Annotated in this window: 16 protein-coding genes; 11 read left to right on the top strand and 5 right to left on the bottom strand. The window is 60.2% G+C overall.

Annotated elements, in window-relative coordinates; translation table 11 throughout:
* Positions 1 to 434 precede the first annotated feature (434 nt).
* The 8 genes from IEX85_RS10770 to arsJ all read left to right on the top strand — a co-directional run bounded on the left by IEX85_RS10770 (position 435) and on the right by arsJ (position 9492).
* The gene (locus tag IEX85_RS10770) at positions 435 to 884 is read left to right on the top strand and encodes an OsmC family protein (RefSeq protein ID WP_188860603.1); all 450 of its coding nucleotides are present in this window, start codon (positions 435 to 437) and stop codon (positions 882 to 884) included.
* A 25-nt stretch (positions 885 to 909) separates the two neighbouring features.
* A complete protein-coding gene (locus tag IEX85_RS10765) occupies positions 910 to 1710 on the top strand; it encodes an enoyl-CoA hydratase (protein ID WP_188860602.1) in 801 nt (266 codons plus the stop codon).
* Between the two features lie 94 nt (positions 1711 to 1804).
* Positions 1805 to 3445: an acyl-CoA synthetase gene (locus tag IEX85_RS10760; RefSeq protein ID WP_188860601.1), complete on the top strand. Its 1641-nt coding sequence runs from the start codon at positions 1805 to 1807 to the stop codon at positions 3443 to 3445.
* A gap of 265 nt (positions 3446 to 3710) precedes the next feature.
* The gene (locus IEX85_RS10755; protein ID WP_188860600.1) at positions 3711 to 4646 is read left to right on the top strand and encodes a LysR family transcriptional regulator; all 936 of its coding nucleotides are present in this window, start codon (positions 3711 to 3713) and stop codon (positions 4644 to 4646) included.
* Positions 4647 to 5043: 397 nt separating this feature from the next.
* A complete protein-coding gene (locus tag IEX85_RS10750) occupies positions 5044 to 5793 on the top strand; it encodes a metalloregulator ArsR/SmtB family transcription factor (RefSeq protein WP_188860599.1) in 750 nt (249 codons plus the stop codon).
* Positions 5794 to 5816: 23 nt separating this feature from the next.
* Complete coding sequence (arsB, locus tag IEX85_RS10745) at positions 5817 to 6833, top strand: ACR3 family arsenite efflux transporter (protein WP_188860598.1); 1017 nt, start codon at positions 5817 to 5819, stop codon at positions 6831 to 6833.
* A gap of 50 nt (positions 6834 to 6883) precedes the next feature.
* The gene (locus IEX85_RS10740) at positions 6884 to 7885 is read left to right on the top strand and encodes an ArsJ-associated glyceraldehyde-3-phosphate dehydrogenase (RefSeq protein WP_188860597.1); all 1002 of its coding nucleotides are present in this window, start codon (positions 6884 to 6886) and stop codon (positions 7883 to 7885) included.
* 365 nt (positions 7886 to 8250) lie between these two features.
* Positions 8251 to 9492 carry an organoarsenical effux MFS transporter ArsJ gene (arsJ, locus tag IEX85_RS10735; RefSeq protein WP_188860596.1) on the top strand — a complete coding sequence of 414 codons (1242 nt, stop codon included), beginning with the start codon at positions 8251 to 8253 and terminating at the stop codon, positions 9490 to 9492.
* Positions 9493 to 10618: 1126 nt separating this feature from the next.
* Here the strand turns inward: arsJ and IEX85_RS10730 are convergent.
* Both IEX85_RS10730 and IEX85_RS10725 read right to left on the bottom strand, forming a co-directional pair.
* Positions 10619 to 11488 carry an SMP-30/gluconolactonase/LRE family protein gene (locus tag IEX85_RS10730; RefSeq protein WP_188860595.1) on the bottom strand — a complete coding sequence of 290 codons (870 nt, stop codon included), beginning with the start codon at positions 11486 to 11488 and terminating at the stop codon, positions 10619 to 10621.
* A gap of 496 nt (positions 11489 to 11984) precedes the next feature.
* Positions 11985 to 12953 (bottom strand): porin, encoded by a 969-nt coding sequence (locus IEX85_RS10725; protein ID WP_188860594.1) that lies wholly within the window; start codon positions 12951 to 12953, stop codon positions 11985 to 11987.
* Between the two features lie 688 nt (positions 12954 to 13641).
* On the opposite strand from IEX85_RS10725, the gene IEX85_RS10720 reads away from it, so the two are divergent.
* Entirely contained in the window at positions 13642 to 14415 is a 774-nt protein-coding gene (locus IEX85_RS10720; protein WP_188860593.1) for an IclR family transcriptional regulator, read from the top strand.
* Positions 14416 to 14419: 4 nt separating this feature from the next.
* On the opposite strand, the gene IEX85_RS10715 is transcribed toward IEX85_RS10720, so the two are convergent.
* The 3 genes from IEX85_RS10715 to IEX85_RS10705 all read right to left on the bottom strand — a co-directional run bounded on the left by IEX85_RS10715 (position 14420) and on the right by IEX85_RS10705 (position 18066).
* The gene (locus IEX85_RS10715) at positions 14420 to 15112 is read right to left on the bottom strand and encodes an AroM family protein (RefSeq protein WP_188860592.1); all 693 of its coding nucleotides are present in this window, start codon (positions 15110 to 15112) and stop codon (positions 14420 to 14422) included.
* 121 nt (positions 15113 to 15233) lie between these two features.
* Entirely contained in the window at positions 15234 to 16343 is a 1110-nt protein-coding gene (locus tag IEX85_RS10710) for an S-methyl thiohydantoin desulfurase domain-containing protein (RefSeq protein ID WP_188860591.1), read from the bottom strand.
* A gap of 106 nt (positions 16344 to 16449) precedes the next feature.
* Entirely contained in the window at positions 16450 to 18066 is a 1617-nt protein-coding gene (locus IEX85_RS10705; protein WP_188860590.1) for an OPT/YSL family transporter, read from the bottom strand.
* A gap of 222 nt (positions 18067 to 18288) precedes the next feature.
* On the opposite strand from IEX85_RS10705, the gene IEX85_RS10700 reads away from it, so the two are divergent.
* Entirely contained in the window at positions 18289 to 19824 is a 1536-nt protein-coding gene (locus tag IEX85_RS10700; protein WP_188860589.1) for a leucyl aminopeptidase, read from the top strand.
* Positions 19825 to 19849: 25 nt separating this feature from the next.
* Complete coding sequence (locus IEX85_RS10695) at positions 19850 to 21091, top strand: MFS transporter (protein WP_188860588.1); 1242 nt, start codon at positions 19850 to 19852, stop codon at positions 21089 to 21091.
* The last annotated feature ends 177 nt before the right edge of the window (positions 21092 to 21268 follow it).

Raw genomic sequence — 21268 nt, 5'->3', positions numbered from 1 at the left:
CGTTAGAAATCGTAATGCTACGGCGGTTGTCGCCGGTGTTTTTAAGTCCGATCTGTCTTCAGTGGGCCCCGCAGCCCGTGGCGGCCAGTGATGTGGCACTCGATACCCTGAGGATGCGTCTCCCGCGCCGCGACACGGCAGATACACGCATCCAGTCCCCAGGAGACTGGAAGCCGCAAGCCCGGCCCCGCAGATCCGCTGAGCCATCTAGACTATGACATGACTCTCGGTCATCACTGTCGAAGCCAGAGACTCGGGGCGGGGACAGGCCCCTGGGCCTGGGTCGCAGGTGCGGGCGTGGGAGAAAAGGTTGACGATTTTTTCTTGGATTAGCTTTCGTTAACTATGTGCTTAGGAAGCATCAGTTTACAGTAAAGAATTGGCTTTGTTAGGATTGCTGGCAATCGGAAAGGTATAAAAGAGGTCTAATAAAAATGTCTGTTCATGAAGCCGAAATTAACTGGTGCCGGCAACCGCACACCTCAGATTCCAGAACATACTCGCGCAACCACGTGGTTACTTTAAGTGGTAATCAGAAGGTTGATGTTTCTGCGTCTGTAGACTTCAAGGGTGATTCCCATTGCGCTGATCCGGAGCAGATGCTCGTGAGCGCCGTCTCCAGTTGCCATATGTTGTTTTTTTTGGCGATTGCGGAATTTCAGGGTTTTTGCGTAGAGTCCTATCAGGACAACCCGCAGGGGTTTCTGGAGAAAAGCTCGAAGGGTGGCATGGAAGTTACACGTGTCATTCTAACACCGAAAATCGTATTCGGCGGTGATAAGATTCCTGACCAGGCCGCAATTTCAAAAATTCACGACAGTGCACACAAAAACTGTTTTATCAGAAACTCAATAACGGCTACTGTCGAAATTAATCATTCATAAATTTGAAATTTCGAGGAGAGAAAGTATGACTATTGATTCACCAAAAGACGATATTCTTCTTAGAATCGACACTAATGGTGCGGTCTTTATTTCTCTTAATCGGCCGGATAAATTAAACACGCTGTCTGAAGCGATGCTGGCTGCTCTGCAAGACCAGCTGGACGATATCGCGCAGGATCCCAGTGTTCGTTGTGTGGTTATCAGCGCTGAAGGTCGCGGCTTCTGCGCAGGCCATGATCTTCAGGAAATGCGTTCGAATCCTGAGCGGGAGTATTATCAGGCACTGTTCAAGCGTTGCGGCAAAATGATGCAGAGTATCGTAGAGCTGCCCGTTCCTGTTATCGCAAAAGTTGGCGGTATAGCGGCTGCCGCCGGCTGTCAGTTGGTCGCCAGCTGTGATCTGGTTATCGCGGCCAGGTCCGCTCGCTTCGCCGTACCGGGAATCAACGTTGGCTTGTTCTGTTCAACGCCTGCTGTTGCTCTTTCAAGAAGTATCTCGGCCAAACGGGCCTTTGATATGCTGGTGACCGGTGATGTTATTGATGCAGAAACGGCGCTGGATTGGGGGTTGATCAGCAGTGTAGTGGACGACGTTGAACTGAACGATGCAGTTGCTGCCAAAGTGGAGAAGATTCTGAGCAAAAGTCCTTCCGCCATTCGATATGGTAAATCCATGTTTAACCCGCAAAGACAGATGTCGCTGTCTGACGCCTATGACTTTGCAGGCAATGTGATGGCGGAGAACATGATGAGCCACGATGCGGGAGAAGGCATTGATGCTTTCCTGGAGAAGCGGAAGCCGACCTGGGAGCAACCGACGCGTTAACGAGCAGGAGAGTTTGTCCGTAGTTGGGAAAAAAGGCGTAGCCTGAAATAATTTTTATCTGTTTTCATCATTACAATATAAGAGTAAAAATACTATGAACGGGTTATGCGATTTTAATCAGGTGCTCGAAAAAACGCCAGCCAACTATGTGGCGCTGTCTCCACTTAGCTTTATAAAGCGGGCTGCGTCAGTTTACTCTGACAAGGCAGCGTTAGTCTATGGAGACACAGTCTACACCTGGAGCCAAACCTATCGGCGTTGCCGCCAGTTGGCCTCTGTTTTAAAAGGGTATGGTATTTCCCGGGGAGATACTGTCTCGGTTATGCTGCCAAATGTACCCGCAATGTACGAGGCGCATTTCGGCGTGCCCATGACCGGGGCGGTGCTCAATTCGATTAATACTCGGCTGGATGCCGAAGCCGTAGCCTTTATTCTCGGTCACAGTCGTACCCGGCTTTTGCTGGTGGATACGGAGTATGCCGATGTCGTCGATAAGGCGCTGTCGATGCTGGATTGTGCGGCTCCTATCGTAATCAACGTTTCCGATCCGAGTTACGGCGAAGGCTCATCTATTGGCGATCTCGAATATGAAGGGTTGCTTGCCGCGCAGCTGGAATTGGCTGATTGGCAATTACCGATCGATGAATGGGATGCAATTGCATTAGGGTACACCTCGGGGACAACAGGTAATCCCAAGGGAGTCGTCACACACCATCGTGGCGCCTATCTGAATTCGGTAAGCAACGTACTGTCGTGGGGACTGGCGTCTAATGTCATCTATCTGTGGACCCTGCCAATGTTCCATTGCAATGGCTGGTGCTTCCCCTGGACGATGGCGGCGATTGGCGGAACGAACATCTGTTTGCGTAAGGTTGATCCGGTACTGATTCTGCAATTGATCAAACAGCATGGTGTTACTCACTATTGCGGCGCCCCGATTGTACATTCGATGATCGCCGAGGCAGCGTCGGTCCAGTCTTCGCCGATTGAGCACAAGGTATCCGGGCTGATTGCCGGAGCGGCACCACCTGCGGCGGTGCTGGAGAAAATGGAGCGAATAGGTGTCGAGCTCACCCATGTCTATGGTCTGACTGAGACCTATGGCCCTGCTACCGTATGTGTCAAGCAGGATGACTGGGCGGGTCGTACCCTGGAAGAAAGGGTACAGCTCAACGGACGGCAGGGGGTGACCTATCCGCTTCAGGAAGAGGTCGTGGTGCTGGATCCGAAAACGCTGGAACCGGTTCCCGCCGATGGCAAGACGGTCGGTGAGATTATGTTCCGGGGCAACATCGTTATGAAGGGATACCTGCGTAACGAGTCGGCAACCGAAGAGGCATTTGACGGAGGCTGGTTCCATACCGGAGACCTGGCGGTCGTTCACCCGGATGGGTATATCAAGATTTCCGACCGCTCGAAAGATGTCATCATTTCGGGCGGAGAGAATATCTCGTCTCTGGAGGTCGAGGATGTCATCCAGCGGCACCCGGATGTAGAGCTCGCCGCGGTCGTCCCTCTGGCAGATGAAAAGTGGGGAGAGGTCCCTGCAGCATTCGTGCAGCTGCGTAACGGTAGCGAACTGACGGAGCTGGCGCTGATCGAGTTCTGTCGGGAAAACATGAGCCGCTTCAAGGCGCCGAAGAAAATTATCTTCGAGCGTATACCGACGACCTCGACAGGAAAAGTACAGAAGTTCGTACTGCGACAGCAACTTGCTTCAGCGGTAGCCGGCTAAATCCGCCCGGCAGGGGAGTACATGAAGCAGGGATGTTTCATCATGGGTCGCGGCCATGGCCCCCTGCATACCCGGCATGACCGCCAGGTAAAATGGAAATACCCTTTGTTCAGGAGCAACAGAGGTCACCGTAAAAGGTGCAAATAGGCAGGGGAACCTATTTGCACCTCAGCAGGAGCAAGCAGCCGGTATGCTATAGTGGCAAGTCGTATGGTATCGACGGTGCGCATTCGCATACGTGCAGTCACTCTTGAGAGTACTTGGTATGTCACGACTCCCCCCTCTGATCGCACTCTCGTATTTCGAGGTTGCCGCCCGAACCAAAAGCTTCGCCAAGGCAGCGAAGGAACTGAACGTCACCCCGGCCGCAATCAGTCACCAGGTCAAAGCGCTTGAGGAGTATCTGGGGGTTGAGCTGTTCGTTCGTCATCATCGTCGCGTCAGCCTTACGCCAGCTGCGCGCGCATCTTTGCCAGAGTTGCATGAAGGCTTCCAAATCTTGACTGATGCCGTCGACAAGATCCGTCTGTACGGCGAAGAGCGGAAAGTCATCACGGTCTGTGCGGAACCCCTGTTCGCCACCAAATGGATCGTCCCGCGCCTGCATCGTTTTTATGCCCGATATCCGGAAGCCGAAGTGCGGCTCCAGGCAAGCCTGCATTCAGTCGATCAGGCTCGTGGAAGTGCATTCGGTGTGTCGCAGCTGAAACGGGCAGGAATCGATGTTTCGGTGCGATTGGGTTATGGCGACTATGAGGATCTGGAGCTACATCGATTGATGGACCTCGATCTTGTTCCCATGTGTAAGCCGGGCCTGGTTTCAGTTTCGGATTCCAAGGAATTATTGAGTACGAAATCGCTATTATTCGATCGTACCCTGGCTCGCTTTGACGATCTTTGTGGGTGGCGAGAGTGGTTTCGACAGCAGGGCTGTGAAGATTTGAAGTCCATTAAGGCGCTGCAGTTTGGTAATGGCCTGCTGGCGCTGGAAGCCGCCGTTTCCGGGCAGGGGGTCATATTGGGTTCCAAAGAGCTGCTGCTCACGGAGCTGGATACGGACAAGTTGGAAGTGGTGGTGGATCGTCCGCTTAAATGCGATCAGGCGTATTATGTGGTCAGTGCCGGTTTGAACATAGAACGCCCGATCGCCAGAGAGTTTCGTGAGTGGTTGCTGGAGGAAAACACGGCACCTGATGTATAGATGTTATGTTCATCGGCTTTCGTGTCAGGCTGAGAATACTGGTTCAACCTCTCCATCTTGGCTCAGGTTCACTCAGTTTACATTGAGCCGGAGCTTATATTTTTCAGGTGAAATTTTCAGGGTTGAATGTTTTTAAAATATTCACCTGGCCGCTCTGTGCCGGGATCCTATAAATACTGTTAACTTCCCTTCATTGCATTTTATCTTCAGGGCCAAACGGGTTCATTTAACGCGGTCTCGTCTGTTTTGGTCCGGTTGGCGCTCCGCAGGGCGACGTTCCCTTCTTTTCAACAGCCTGTGAACGCCCCCCAAGGGTGATGATATTGTGGATATGCGAAATATTGAATATGTAATATTTCGCATGTATTATCGCCGGCATGCATTCTGGGGGTACTGTATGAAAAGAGTCCTGTTCCTCTGTACGGCAAACTCGGCGCGCTCCCAGATGGCGGAGGCGCTGCTGCGTCACCATGCCGGCGATCGGTTCGAGGTGTTCAGTGCGGGCACCGAGCCGGCTGCGCCGGATCCCCGTGCGCTGGCCGTGCTGCAGGCGGTCGGTATCGATACCGCGGGTCTGTATTCGAAGTCGGTCGATGAGTTTGCGGACCAGTCTTTCGATTTTGTCATCACGCTGTGCAGCAAGGCGCATCGGGAATGCAGCCGCTGGCCCGCGGGCGGCGTGGTGCTGGCCTGGGATTTTGCTGATCCGGCAAGCAGCGACGAGCCGGAGGCCTTTGGTAAAACGCTGCAGGCGATTGGCCGGCGGATCCAGCTGTTTATCGAAGTGAACAGTAAAGCCACGGATTCCCTTTACAGCAGCCTGTCACCGGTCGACTTTTACAAGGCGCTGGCGGATGAGATTCGGCTGAAATGCCTGTTGCTGCTGCTGGACCGGGAGCTCTGCGTCTGCGAGCTGGTCGAGGCGTTGCAGCAGCCGCAGCCCAAGATATCCCGTAATCTTGCGCAGCTGCGCAAGTCGGGGCTGCTGCTGGACCGGCGGCAGGGGCAGTGGGTCTACTACCGCCTGCATCCGTTGATGAGCGACTGGATGCGTGAGGTGATCGCCACGACGCGCGATCACAACAGGGATTTTCTCAGCGACGCCTGCGCGCGTCTGGATACCGATGGCGTTATCTGCAACGGCTGAGCAGCGAGGGACGGAAAAGGAACATGGGAATATTCGAACGTTACCTGACCCTCTGGGTCGCGCTCTGCATACTGGCCGGCGTGATGCTGGGGAACCTGGCGCCGGGCCTGTTCGGCGCTGTGGCCGAGCTGGAGTTCGCTCACGTCAACCTGGTGGTGGCGCTGTTCATCTGGGTGATGATCTACCCGATGATGGTGCAGATCGACTTCAGCGCCGTCCGTGATGTGGGCAACAAGCCCAAAGGGCTGGTGCTGACGCTGGTGATCAACTGGCTGATCAAGCCCTTTACCATGGCGGCGCTGGGCTGGCTGTTCTTCCGCGTGCTGTTCGCCGACTGGGTCGATCCGCAAAGCGCGGGCGAGTACATCGCCGGCATGATCCTGCTTGGCGTGGCGCCCTGCACGGCGATGGTGTTCGTCTGGAGCCAGCTCACCAAGGGGGATCCGAATTACACCCTGGTGCAGGTGTCGGTCAACGACATCATCATGATCTTCGCCTTTGCGCCGATCGCGGCCTTCCTGCTGGGTGTCAGCGATATCCATGTGCCCTGGGAAACCCTGTTGCTGTCGGTGGTGCTTTACGTGGTGCTGCCGCTCGGCGCCGGTGTCTGGACCCGTCACCGGCTGGAGCGCAACGGCGGCGGCCGGCGGCTGGAGACCTTTCTGCATACGCTCAAGCCCTGGTCGATCCTGGGCCTGCTGGCGACAGTGGTGCTGCTGTTCGGCTTCCAGGCGCAAACCATTCTCGCCCAGCCGCAGACCATTGCGCTGATCGCGCTGCCGCTGCTGATCCAGACCTACGGCATTTTCATCCTGGCCTATGGCCTGGCGTACCGGTTAGGCCTGCCGCACCGGGTGGCGGCGCCGGCCTGTATGATCGGAACCTCCAACTTTTTCGAGCTGGCAGTGGCGGTGGCCATTTCACTGTTCGGCCTGCATTCGGGGGCGGCGCTGGCCACGGTGGTGGGCGTGCTGGTGGAGGTCCCGGTGATGCTGTCGCTGGTGGCGTTCGCCAACCGTACCCGGCACTGGTTCCCTTAACCGGGATTCCTGCCAATCTTTTTCGATCATCGTTTACGAGGCGCACTTTTATGTCTATCAAGCTGGGTATCAACGGATTTGGTCGCATGGGTCGGCTGACGATGCGCGCGATTTTTGATCAGGCGGATGTCGAGATCGTTCAGATCAACGACCCGGCCGGTGATGCGGCGACGCTGGCGCACCTGCTCAATTTCGACTCGGTGCACGGGCGCTGGCTGCACGAAGCCGCCGCTGAAGGCGATGTCATGGTCATCGACGGGCAGCGTATCGCAGTCAGCTACAACAGGACGATCGGCGAGACCGACTGGTCCGGCTGCGACCTGGTGATCGAGGCCTCCGGCAAGATGAAAACCAAAGCGCTGCTGCAGGCCTACCTGGACCAGGGCGTGAAGCGGGTGGTGGTGACCGCGCCGGTGAAGGAGGAGGGCGTGCTCAATGTCGTCATGGGCGTGAACGACGATCTCTACGATCCGGCCCTGCACCCGATCGTCACGGCGGCGTCCTGCACCACCAACTGCCTGGCGCCGGTGGTGAAGGTGCTGCACGAGCAACTGGGCATCCGGCACGGCTCCATGACCACCATTCACGATATCACCAACACCCAGACCATCCTGGATGCGCCGCACAAGGACCTGCGCCGCGCCCGCGCCTGCGGCATGAGCCTGATTCCGACCACTACAGGGTCCGCCACCGCCATCACCCATATCTTTCCGGAGCTGAAGGGCAAGCTGAACGGTCACGCCATCCGCGTGCCGCTGGCCAACGCCTCGATCACCGACTGCGTGTTCGAAGTAGCGCGTGAAACCAGCGCCGAGGAAGTGAACGCGATGCTGAAGGCGGCGGCCGAGGGGGCGCTCGCGGGCATTCTCGGGTACGAGGAGCGGCCGCTGGTGTCCATCGACTACCGGACCGACCCGCGCTCCAGCATCATCGATGCGCTCTCGACCCTGGTGGTCAACGGTACCCAGGTCAAGATCTACGCCTGGTACGACAACGAGTGGGGCTATGCCAACCGCACCGCGGAACTGGCGCTGAAAGTGGGGCGCTGGTAACCACCGTCATTCCCGCTAATGCGGGAGTCCATAAACATCGGGTGCTCTGGTTTCCCGCTTACGCGGGAGTGACGGACCATAAATAGGTTCATCGCGCTTCAGCGGGAAAAACGTAATTTCGTAGGATGGGGGAGCGACGCTTTGGTACTGCGTATTTGTTACTGATGCGGTCAGGTCGTCGTGCAACCCATCTTGGGTGTCGGTTCGGCACTATGCTGATGGGTTACGCCGCGTCAACCTCGCTGAAAGCGTTAAACAGGATGCCGGTGCGGCTCCACCCATCCTACTTTTGGCCCCTGCTTTCACGCTAATCTGCGATGAACCAGAAAATAGGCACCCCAGCCTGTCGAGGATGAACATACGCTATGTTGAGCCAGCTCTCGCCCGCCATCCGCCAGTATCTGGTGGTCACCGGCAACTACTGGGCCTTTACGCTCACCGACGGCGCCCTGCGCATGCTGGTGGTGCTGCACTTTCACAGTCTTGGTTATTCGCCGCTGGAGATCGCGCTTCTGTTCCTGTTCTACGAGATCTTCGGCGTGATCACCAACCTGGTGGGTGGCTGGCTCGGCGCGCACTTAGGTCTCAACCGCACCATGCATATCGGGCTGTTGCTGCAGGTCGTCGCCCTGTCGATGCTGCTGGTGCCGGCGGTCTGGCTCACGGTGCCCTGGGTGATGGCCGCCCAGGCGTTGTCGGGCATCGCCAAGGACCTCAACAAGATGAGCGCCAAGAGCTCGATCAAGCTGCTGGTGCCCGGCGATGCCGAGGGGACCCTGTACAAGTGGGTGGCGATCCTCACCGGCTCCAAGAACGCGCTCAAGGGGGCCGGCTTCTTCCTTGGCGGGGCTCTGCTGATGTGGCTGGGCTTTAGCGGCGCCGTCGCGGCCATGGCCGTCGCACTGACGCTGGTCTGGCTGCTGAGCCTTAAGCTGCTGAAGCAGGATCTTGGCAGGGCGAAGAACAAGCCGAAGTTTCGTGACATCTTCTCCAAGAGCCGGGCGATCAATATTCTGTCGGCGGCGCGGATGTTCCTGTTCGGCGCGCGCGATGTCTGGTTCGTGGTAGCGCTGCCGGTCTTCCTGTCGCAGACGCTGGGCTGGAACCACAGCCAGACCGGCGGCTTTCTGGCGCTCTGGATCATCGGTTACGGCATGGTGCAGGCGCTGGCGCCGAGGATCACCAGGGTGTCCGGCAGGGTGCCGGACGGTCGCGCCGCCACCGGTTGGGCCGCGTTGCTGGCGCTGCTGCCGGGGCTGATCGCGCTGGCACTGATGGCCGGTGCCGCGTCGTCGACGGTGCTGGTAACCGGCCTGCTGCTGTTCGGGGCAGTGTTCGCAATCAACTCCTCGCTGCACAGTTACCTGATCGTCAGCTATGCCGGCCATGACGGCGTGTCGCTGGATGTCGGCTTCTACTACATGGCCAACGCCATGGGCCGCCTGGCCGGTACCCTGCTATCCGGCTGGGTTTTCCAGCTTGCGGGCATGGGCAGCGCCGGGCTCCAAGCCTGTCTCTGGATCTCCACGGTTATGCTGGTGTTGACCGTACTGATCTCCCTCGGGCTGCCGCGACTGCGCGACGCCGCGGCCGGTGCAGCGGGGTGACCGCCGGCATTGACCGCTTCTCGTAGAAGAAGCGTACCCAATCGTACGGGCACTTCCTCGCCGCGAAGTTTTCTGTACTTTGTAGGAGCCCACTCCGTGGGCGATATGGCACGGTGCACAAAGCATTCGCCCGGAGACCGGGCTCCTACGGGGAACGCGGAATCACCGTAGCGTAGGAGCAGCGCCCCGCCGCGAAATGGGTTTGGCATGGCGCCGGGAGGCATCGCCCGGAGACCGGGCTCCTACGGAGAGCGCTGAATCACCGTAGCGTAGGAGCGGCGCCCCGCCGCGAAATGGGTTTGGCATGGCGCCGGGAGGCTTCGCCCGGAGACCGGGCTCCTACGCGGACCGCGGAGCCACCGTAGCGTAGGAGCGGCGCCCCGCCGCGAAATGGGTTTGGCATGGTGCCGGGAGGCTTCGCCCGGAGACCGGGGGAACGCCGCATTGTAGGAGAAGCGGCGTGCCCGATCGTACGTGCACTTCCTCGCCGCGAAATTTTCTGTACTTTGTAGGAGCCCACTCCGTGGGCGATACGGCACGGTGCACAAAGCATTCGCCCGGAGACCGCGGAGCCACCGTAGCGTAGGAGCGGCGCCCCGCCGCGAAATGGGTTCGGCATGGCGCCGGGAGGCTTCGCCCGGAGACCGGGCTCCTACGGGGATCGCGGAATCACCGTAGCGTAGGAGCGGCGCCCCGCCGCGAAATGGGTTTGGCATGGTGCCGGGCGGCTTCGCCCGGAGACCGGGGAAACGCCGCATTGTAGGAGAAGCGGCGTGCCCGATCGTACGTGCACTTCCTCGCCGCGAAATTTTCTGTACGTTGTAGGAGCCCACTCCGTGGGCGATACGGCACGGTGCACCAAGCATTCGCCCGGAGACCGGGCTCCTACGGGGACCGCGGAGCCACCGTAGCGTAGGAGCGGCGCCTCGCCGCGAAATGGGTTTGGTATGGCGCCGGGCGGCTTCGCCCGGAGACCGGGCTCCTACGGGGATCGCGGAATCACCGTAGCGTAGGAGCGGCGCCCCGCCGCGAAATGGGTTTGGCATGGCGCCGGGCGGCTTCGCCCGGAGACCGGGGTCCTACGGGGGATCGCGGAGTCACCGTATCGCAGCGGCGGCTTTGGTCTTCAGCGTGCCGCGCCGACGGCGATGCGCACAGCTTCGACACGGCCTGTGCGGCGGCTGGAGGCGATCCGGTGGTCGTTGTTCTCGGCGGTCAACATGAACAGCTCGCGACCGTCGTCGCCTCCCAAGGCGCAGGCAAAGCACTTTTGCGTCGTGGTGATGGATTCGAGAATCTCTCCGCCGGGGGCGACCAGCAGGCATTCTGCAGCAAGGGGGTTGGCGACCCAGGCATTGCCATCGGCGTTCAGGCAGATGCCGTCCGGTGCAACGCGATTGGCGAGGTCCGCCCAGACGCGGCGGTTGCTCAGCGTGCCGTCCGTCTCGATATCGAATGCGGTCAGACGCATGGCCAGGGTTTCGGCGACGATCAGCGTGCGTCCGTCCGGCGTGACCACCGCCCCGTTGGGGAAGTGCATGTCGGTGGCTGCGACCTCTGCCTTGCCGTTCGGGTCAATCCGCACCAGGTTGGCGGTCGGATGATCGGCCAGGACCTTTTCGGGACCATAGGCTTCGACACTGGCGTCCAGATCGAAACCGAAATTGCCGACCCAGGCGCGTCCGCTGGCGTCGACACACATATCGTTGCAGCGGTGAACGCTGTGGGCGGCGACATCGGCGTGGGTTACGAAGCCGCGGCCTTCCTGCCGCAGGACACTGAGCTTGCTCATGGAGACCACCAACAGGCGCCCATCCGGCAACCAGCCAAGACCCGAGGGCTCGTCATCGATAAGGTGTTCGACCCGAACGTCTCCGTCGGCGTCCATGGACTTGATGGCGTGGTCGTAGTAGTCGCTGAACCATAGCCGGCCATCGTGCCAGCGTGGGCCTTCGCCGAAATAAATGCCTTCGGCCTTGATTACCGTGTCCGTCATCGGGCTGATCCTGTTTCATTTGTAAGAAGCGAAGTAGCCCGTGCTGTTGCCGTGGCGATGCGCAGTGCCCGCGGCAACAGGGCTGTTCCGATCAGCATACGGAGCAGAGCCGGCTGCTTGAATATGCAATCCAGACAATTACTTATCAAATGTGGCCAGGTTTGACATAGCACGCACAACTGCGGTGCTGACGTGCTGCTCCAGCGCCTGAAGGGACGCTGCCAAAAAGTCCCATCTGGACTCTGCGGATGCTGGAAAAGAACAGCGACGGCGGCTTTCCGCCGTCGCTGTGAAGGGAAGGGGCTATTGCTTGCAGCACCCTTTCCAATAAATGAAAGGGCTGTTTTTCAAGCGCAAAAGGGCCCTGGGTTGAGATATATTCTCTCAACTTTAAAAGAGGCAGTGCTTCATAAAGAAGATCGCTGTCTTTAGTTTTTATACCGCCGGGGAATATCGGATTTTTTGCACTGGCCGGGAGTGGATGTTCGGATAAAAATCAGAATGCGACGCCATAGCTCAGCGTAATGTAGTCAGTCTTATCCATAATGGAGCTGTCCGGATCCTTTACGGAGTACTCGGCTTTGACCGCAGCCTTTTTGCCAAGGGCGTGCGAGAGCTGGAAAACGTAGGTGTCGAAATCGTTGTTGCCACCGCCTGCGACGTAGTTCTTGCTGTAGCCGGCCTTGATTGCGGAGTTTCCGATGGCGTAGGTTCCCGTCATAAAGAGCGTTTCATCTTCGCTGCTGCCCTGTTCCCGGTGTTCGTACGAACCGGCAAGCGTGAGGTCGGCAATGGCGTAGGCGACGCCGAGGCCCCAGAGTTCGATGTCCTCGCCAGCCGAGTGGTCGACAGCGCCGTTGGTGTAGTTGCCGTCCACTTCGGTGTAGGCGACGGACAGGTCCAGTGCAGACAGGCGGTAGTTGAAGCCCAGCTGCCAGGCATCGATATCGCTTTCCCTGTCACTCCCCGCGGCATCGACCACGAGACCCGCGTATCCCTCGAAGCCACTCATTTTGGGCGTTACGTAGTAGGCCGCATTGCCGAAGCGGTCGTTGGTGTAGCTTTTTGCCTTGGATGACATGAAGATATCGGCCTTCTTGATGGCCGCACCAAGGTTGTTCTGCCGGCCCAAGGCGAGTATGCCGAAGTCGCCTTCCAGGCTGACGTTGGCCTTGCGCAATTGCACGTCGCCCACGGCCGAATTTTGAAAAGCGGCATCCGCATCGGTCCCATTGCCGTCGAACCTCCACTCGATCTGGAAGCGGGCCTCGACGCCGTCCAGGTTTTCCAGCGCATCCGCGCCCTTGACTCCCATTTCGGCCTTGTCGACGTAGAGGTTCGCATCCTGGTCGTCTGCAAACTGGAGCCGGGTTTCCACCTGGCCGTAAAGAGTGGCATCGGCCTGTGCGGGAATGGATGCCGCCATTGCGCCTGTGACTGCGAGAGTGATGAGTGCCTTTTTCATTGGGAGTTCCCTTGTATATTTAGTTTTATAGTGAGTGAATTGAAGCTTTTTATAGCGCCGGTGAGCACATGAGATAAAAAGCTCTAGCAGCAGCGCCTTTGAGGAATAGACAAAGCCCTGACGAATATTAATCGGGAATACTTCCCGTATTCGTTTTGGCTGTATCCATATCAAAGGTGCTGAATATTCAAAGCATAAAAGGCCTGATAATGGGCCTTGATTATGTTTTCAAAGATTGTGGATATTTTCGTTAACGCATGCCCTCGGGCATCCACCCGTCGATACCTAGACCGCCACGACCGCGTTGACTCCGGAGTAGTAGTGCCTTGTGCATGGTGGATCCTGTTTGCTGTTATCATTAAGTGGAACCGTGTTGCACAATATGCAACATGTATTGCGCAGGCGTCAAGCGTTACGACGTGCTTTCGGTGCATATCGGTGAAGGATGAGCGGACGGGCATTCCGGTGAGGGACGCTATGACCGGGCCTGGCGGCCCGAACTTTTGCCCCTGTAGGTCGAGAAGCTCGGAAGCCAGTGGCGTCGTTGCGCCGCAGGTGCCTGTTTTTATGGTTAAATACTGGATCGCTGTCCTATGAGACGGAACATTCGGCTACCGGGTTGGCGTCTGCCGCCTGTCGGCTGGCGATTGAGCTTCGGGATTCAAGAGAACAGGATGCAACAAGAACGATGAGTACACTCGAAAACGCCATGGATGTCCTGAAGCTGGTGGCGCGCCTGCAGCGCGACATCACCGTTACCGACGTCGTTACCGAGCTTGAATGGCCCAAAAGTTCGGTCTCGCGGACCCTCAGCAAGATGGCGGAATTCGGTTTTCTGGAGCGTGACCCGGTTACCCGCGCCTATCGGCCCGGCGAGGTAATCATGGATGCATCCTATTATCTGCGGGCATCGCGCAGTGCTGCGTCACTGCTGGAGGACGAGCTGGAGGCGCTGGTGACGGAAACCGGTTATGCCAGCTATATCAACGTCCTCGACGGGGCGGAGTCCATGGTCGTGCAGATGCGCATAGGAACCGGGCGCGTGTTGCAGGCTTATTCGCCTGTCGGTACAAGGGCGCCGGCCTACGCAAGTTCAATGGGACGTGCAATTCTGGCCCGTCTGACCGACCGGGAGGTGATGCAGATCGTCGACGCCAGGTTCGATGCTGATTACGGCAACGCGCCGCGCTCGCGGGAGGACCTGCTGGCGCGCCTCGCAACGATCAGAGCGCAGGGCTGGGCACAGTCACGCGGCGAGTTCGTGCCCCAGGTCGCCGGCATTTCAGCGGCGGTCGTCGATAGCGGTAATCGCCAGATCTACGGTATCGGGATCGCCCTGCCGTTACAGGACCTGACCGACGAGCTGGCCACCCAGTTCGGGCACCGGGTCCGTGCCTCGGCCCTCAAGGTTGGCAGGCGCATCGGTGATGCGTATTGGCTGGATTTTGCCGACGCGCCTTAGCAGGCTAAAGGAAGGCGTTCAGGGCGCCGGCCACGACGCTTGAGGCCACCAGCACGGGTAACGGGCAGCCAGCGTCCTTGAGTATCTGCTTGTGCCTTGGGCTGTAGCCCATGCAGTCGAGCACCAGTGCCTGCGCGCCCTGGCGCTGCAGGCTGGCAGCGGCGTCGAGCAGTTCGTCCGGTTCCTCTGAATAGGGGGAAGCGGTTGCAAAATGAGGCGGTGTTTCAAGTCGCTGCCACTTTGCCCGCGCCTCTGCCACCTGCTGCGGTAACGGCACGATTATCCCGGCCTGAGTCCCGTTCAGCAGACCTGCGACCGAGCTGCAGACGACGGCATCGGGCTCGACCAGCCAGGCACGCTTCGTCCGCAGGGCGGGAAACTCACCGGTGCACAGCAGCACGATGACATCTGTTCCTGCGTGATCGATGGCGTCGATGCACTGCTGCAACTGCCGTTCGATGGCTTCGGCATCGAGCGTGACGGTCTCGCCGTCTGCCAACTGGCTGATCAGCCAGGGGCGTCCTTCGGATGAGGCAAATCGCCGGCTGATGGCGGCACGGTCCAGGCCGTCCAGCACGCCTGCATGCTGTATTACCAGATCAGGCGGCAGTTCGCGTTCTATCGCTTGCGACATGTCGTGGCGCGGCGCCTGGCCGATGGTCAGAAACACCAGGTGTCTCGAGTCGATGTTCGGCATTGCGGGGCTCGTATAGCAAAAGGATTCGTTGCGGGGCGGGCTGTGGAAAGTCACTGTCGCCGCAGGCGAGGTTGAACACCGGCCGGTGTTCAACCGCATGGCCTGGGCAGCTTGAGTCCGGTTACCGGCCGATGGCGCTCGCAACAGCCCGGTGCGTTGCACTTGGGGGCGACGTAAAGGGCTGTTCCGGGGCGAACTGTCGCCCGATGGCCTGCTCCAGCGGCTGGTACAGGTCCGGCATGAACATGGTGCGGGACAACTGCAGGGCGGATCCCTGCGCGTGCAGCACGCTGATCCTGTCACCCTCGCGGACATGCGCCGACACCAGCGGACGCTCGTTCTCGTCGAAGGTCATGATCAGGTCGGGGAAGCGGTTGACCTGCTTACCCTGCTGTTCGGTCACCATGTATTCGTTGACGAAGTGCAGGACGGTGCCGGCGGCGTCATCGAGTTCGACCAGGCCGACATCGAGGCCGTCGCGCTGCTCGCAGCGATAGCGACGTACTGTGCCGGTCGCAATGATCTCGCCGTTCAGCTGGCGCGCCGCGGCGTGCATACCGCCCTCCAGATAGCGCTGCCCCAACTCGATGGCGAAACTGATAGCGCCCGGCGCGCCGTGATTCTGCGCGTACTCCACGGTCACCGGGTTGCGCGCCACCGCCACCAGGCCGCCGGCGTCGATCGAGGCACGGCGCACCACGCCCGAAGTGGCCGCGAGACGGCCGCTGGTCACGCCTTCGACATAGCGTTCGGATGCTCCACCGGCATACCCCTGCAGGGAGCGATAGTCGGGTTCCGTATGCAAACCAAGGGCACCCATCAGGCTGGACGGGTGGGCGCGCCCGTTGCAGGCGAGATCGATCACCGGGAGTCCGCTCAGCGCCGAATGGAACCAGCCATTGATCGTTGTCTGGGCGCCGTTCTCATTGGTGTTGATCGCGGCAAGCCGCTGGCCCTGCGGCAGTTCGCGCTGCAACAGCTCCAGCGTGCGGAGGTGGTGTCGCGGCTGCAGGAAGGGGAAGGGGGCAGCCGGAGCGCCGACCAGCGCGACGGTCACCGAGAGATCCTGTGGATCGAACTCGTCGACGCTCCAGAGCTGCGGCGTGCCCACCTGCAGGGCCAGCTGCGCTTCACGCATGCCCGCGTCGATAAAGCCGCCGCCTCCGCCGCCGAGTATTGCCCCACCCAGAACTGCAGCTTCCAGATCATTGGCCGTTAATTCGCGTTTCATCAGTACTGTCTCCAAAAATAATGGGCGGCTCGGTGGAACCTGCGAGCAGGTTCCATTTGGCCTGCGTGGCAGACCAGAGCCGCAATCGGAAATATTCGCAGGTTGTCTATTTGCTCAGGGATCTGAAGCCGCTCGAGAAGAAGGAGTAGAGCGCGTCGCCGGCGATCACGCCGCCGGCAAAGACCTCCAGGCGGTCGCGTGTATCCGTGCCTGTCACCCGCAGGAAAACCAGACGGCAGATGACGCCCAGCGCGACCATCCAGCCGGCCGGTGGGAAATTGATCAGCAGACCGGTCGCGAACAGTATGCCGAGCTGCCGGCCCGAGCCGCCGATTAACTGCAGCAGCGCACCGGGAATGGCCCAGAGCGCCAGGTTGATCGCGGTGTCCATCGACATGCCGGCGTTGATGGCTGCGACGTAGGCGGCGTTGATCGGCGCCGTCTGCCCTCTGTCGAAGAAAGTCTGGTAGGACAGCAGGACGACCGCGATGGCGCAGACGAAACCGATCATGCCGGCGATCAGCTGTTGACGGCGGCCTTCCAGCTCGAAGGCGGGATCCGCGCCTTCACCGCGCAGCATGTAGCCGGTCTTGAGGTCATAACCCATATCGGCGAAAGCGGGGCCGGTGGCTGCCGAGAAGCCCGCGATGACCACCAGTGCCTCGGGCGGAAAGCCGATAATGATGCCGAGGATCAGGGTAATCAGCGCTACCGCAAAGGCGGGGAACCAGCCGGAGTGCATGGCGGCGATGCCGACGATCAGTTCGTGCACGAAGGCGGCGGCAGTCGCGAACAGCACGAACGCCAGCAGCATACCAATGGACATCTCGGTATAGATACCCGTGCCCACGGCCAGGAACAGCGAGATCACCAGGTAGCCGATACCGCCGGCGCCGAGCGCGCGACCGAGCCGTCTGGCGCCGGCCGCTTCTGTCGGTGTGTCCGCGGCTCTGGCTTCGCGCTGGCGTTTCAGAATCACGCGGCCGACCTGCGCCAGGGCCACCAGGCCCGCGCCGATCATCATGCCATGCGGGATATACATGGCGGCAATATCCAGATCCAGCAGCGGCAGCGAATAACCGCGGATCATCAGGCCGGTGGCAAAGGCAATCATCGAACTGAGCCCGGCCAGCAGGGCCACGCCAAAGGCGGACATCGGCAGCTTGAACACCGCCCCTGCCACGCCGACCGCGAGCCCGCCCAGCAGGATCCTGGCCTGCCTGCCGCCGGTGTCACCCGCCCTGATCGCCATGGCCGACGCCACGCCCGGAGGCCAGGGGTTTTTGGCCGGGAAGGCCGGTGTGTCGAACATGCGGTAGAGCAGCCAGGCGTCCAGCAGCAGCGCCATCGCCACGCCAACCAGCATGGGCTGAACCATCTCGGGCATACCGAACAGGTAGGGAATGCCTATTGGCAGGAACAGCGTATTGGCCGCGCCGAAGGTGGCGGACGAGATACTGGTCTGCGCCAGGTTCTGCGCGTGTATCGAGCGATAGCCACGGAAGATGCTCAGCGGAATGCGTGCCAGCGCCATTGCGGCGAGCGCACCGATCAGCGAGGTGCTGGGGGTGATCCCCAGGCTTGCCAGCAGCTGAATGCCGATGATGGCGCCGGCAATGCTGAGCATCACGGTCAGCACAAGGTTGTTGAGGGCGAGCGCGCGAGGATGACTGCCATTCTGCGCGGTGCCCTCGGGCGCCGCCAGTGTGTCGTCGTAGCTCATGCAGTTGGATCCTCCCGGCGAGCGTATCCATGATCGATACGTTTTAAGCATAGTGGACTCCGTTTATTGTTGTTAAATATCGGAACAAGGTTCTAAAATATGCAACAATATTGCCGCCAACGTCAAGTCTTTCGCATCCACTTTGCTCTGTGAGGTGCGGCTGACCGGGCCGAGGCAATGCAGCAATCCTGAAAACACAACGAGTCTTTGTCTGGAGCGACCATGGATTTTGAAATACTCAGCGGCGCCATCGAGGGGCTGGAAACGGAACTGCTTGTCGTCGGTATCGAAGCCGGCGGAGTTCTGACCCCCGCGGCCCGGAATCTCGACACGGCCAGCGGCGGCTATCTCTCGGACATCGTCGGGAGCGGCGATATACGCGGCGCGGTCGCCGAAAGCCTGCTTTTACACCACGTACCCGGCGTCAGGGCCCGGCGCGTGCTGCTGCTCGGTCTCGGCCAGGACTGCGAGCGCAACGACCGCAACTATCGCAAGCAGGTCAGGGCTGCCTTCGACGCCATCAGGAAAATCCGCGCCCGCGACGTGCTGTTCGCGCTCGACGTTCCCTGCATCGCGGCTACGGATATGTACCGTCAGTCCCGTCTGCTGATCGAGTGGGGTTGTGCCGAGCTGTATCGATACGATCAGACCAAGAGCGGCAAGGCCGAGCCGCAGGCCCTGGCACAGGTTCGGATTCTGTTGCCGGAGAATGCTGCCGAAGCGGGCAGGCAGGCGCTGGCCGACGGTGCCGCCATCGCCAATGGCGTCGCGCTGGCGCGCGACCTCGGCAACCTGCCGGGCAACGTCTGCACGCCGAGCTATCTGGCAGAGCAGGCAGTTCGGCTGGCGCAGGAGTGCGACCGTGTCAGCACCAGTGTCCTCGACGAGCGCGATATGGCGGCACTCGGCATGGGCTCACTGCTGGCGGTGGGTAACGGTTCCGACCAGCCGTCGAAACTCATAGTCATTCAGTACAACGGCAGCGACGATCCGGATGCGCAACCGCACGTGCTGGTCGGCAAGGGCATCACCTTCGACACCGGCGGCATCAGCCTGAAGCCGGGCGCCGCGATGGACGAAATGAAGTTCGACATGTGTGGCGCCGCCAGCGTACTGGGTACCCTCAACGCCGTGGCCGAAATGGCGCTGCCGATCAATGTCGTCGGCATCGTGGCCGCCGCGGAGAACATGCCGGGCAGTCGCGCGCTCAAGCCCGGCGACGTCGTCACCACCCTGTCCGGGCAGACCGTCGAAGTCCTCAACACCGACGCCGAGGGCCGCCTGGTCCTGTGCGACGCCCTGACTTATGCCGGGCGTTTCAAGCCCAAGACGGTGGTCGATATCGCCACTCTGACCGGCGCCTGCTCCATCGCCCTCGGCAGTCATGCCTGCGGGCTGCTGGCCAATGACGACGCTCTCGCCGGCGATCTGCTGAGTGCCGGTAGCTTCGCTGCCGACCGTGCCTGGCGTCTGCCGCTGTGGGACGAGTACCAGGAGCAGCTGGATTCCAACTTCGCCGATATCGCCAACCTGGGCGGCCCGGCGGCCGGCACCATCACCGCCGCCTGCTTCCTGTCCCGCTTTGCCGGAGCCTTTCGCTGGGCGCACCTGGATATCGCGGGCGTCGCCCGCAACAGCGGCAAGGAGAAGGGGGCGACCGGACGCTGCGTACCGCTGCTCAGCCAGTACCTGCTGGAGCAGGCGGCGACGAGGTTCGACGGGGCGCCCCGGGATGATGCGTCCGCCGTGACGATCTGAACCGCAGGTAAAGGACCCGGCCACCATGTCATCCAGTATCCTGTTTCGCGTTCGCCCCATCCTGTTTTCGGTCTTGATGTTGGGCGCAGGTCATAACCTGTTTTTCGTTCTCCTGCCGGTGCGGCTGAAGCAGTCCGGCGTGGATGAGTCGATGATCGGCTTTGCCATGAGCCTGTTCGCCGTCGGCAATATCCTGGCCGGTCTGTGGGCATCCAGGATCGTGATCAGGGTCGGTCATGTACGGGCCTTCGTCACCACGTCGGCGACCCTGTCCAGCATCGCGATCGCGCACAGTTACCTGGATGACGTCTGGGTGACCGCCTTGCTGCGGTTGCTTGCCGGCTTCTGTTTATACGCGAGCCTGATCATCCTGGAGAGCTGGTTGAGCGTGCTGTGCGACCGGCGTACCCGCGGACGGATCTTTGGCCTCAGCCAGATCTGCTTTTCGCTGGGGTTCGGTACGGCGCCACTGTTCCTGAACGTCGCCGGCGGCTACGACGTGCGCATCTTCGGCATTGTCTCGGTGCTGCTGAGTTTTGCGCTCGTGGCCATGTCGATGACCCGGTTGCCGGCGCCTGAAATCCCGGCAAGCGCCTGCGTTATGTCCCTGCGCAGGCTCTGGGCCTGTTCGCCTGAGGGGATGATTACCGGATTCTGCGCAGGGCTGGTCGGCGCCGCGAGTATTTCGCTGGTGTCGCTCTATGCCTTCGAGAAAGGGCTGGTCGGCATCTGGCTGGCGATCGTGCTGGGGTCCTACCAACTGGGGGTTCTGGTGACCCAGCTTCCGTCGGGCTGGCTTGCCGACCGCTTCGATAAGGGGGCGGTGGCCATCGGGCTGATGCTGCTGGGCATGCTAGGCAATGCGCTGATCGTTTTAGACGCCTATTACAGTCTGCCGCAGATCGCACTGGTGGCGCTGTTCATACTGTCCGGCGGTGCCGGGGCGGCGCTGTTTCCGCTCGCCGTGACCCAGGTGTTCGACCGGATCGGTGCAGGGGAGGCTTTGCCCGCGACCGCTACCCTCAAGGTGCTGCTGGGTGTCGGCGGCATACTGGGGCCGCTGATAGCCGGCTTCCTGATGCACCGCTACGGTGTCGTCGCGCTTTATTGTTTTATCGTTGCGGTCCATGCGGCTGCCTTGTTGCTTCTGCTGGTTCGCAGCTACAGGAGCATTCGCCGGGAGACCGGGCTGCAGCCGCAGCTGCGTGATCGCCGTCACGGGGGCGGCCCCTCGCTCTCGGGGCTCCAGTCCGGCGCCGATTCCTGACGGCAGGATAGATAGATTCGCCCACAGAGTGGGCTCCTACGGGCCTGCGAACCGTCGGGCTGTTGTAGGAGCTCGCTCCGCGGGCGAATCCTTCGGGAATGGTTATGGAGGCTTCGCCCGGCGGCCAAACCCCTGCAGCCTAGTTGCTAAACCTCCGGAAAACACGTCTGCAGCAGC

This window comes from Marinobacterium nitratireducens, assembly GCF_014645375.1.
Lineage (GTDB): Bacteria > Pseudomonadota > Gammaproteobacteria > Pseudomonadales > Balneatricaceae > Marinobacterium_A > Marinobacterium_A nitratireducens.
The sequence above is the reverse complement of the archived record's forward strand: the minus strand, read 5'-3'. Positions and strand labels throughout refer to the sequence as shown.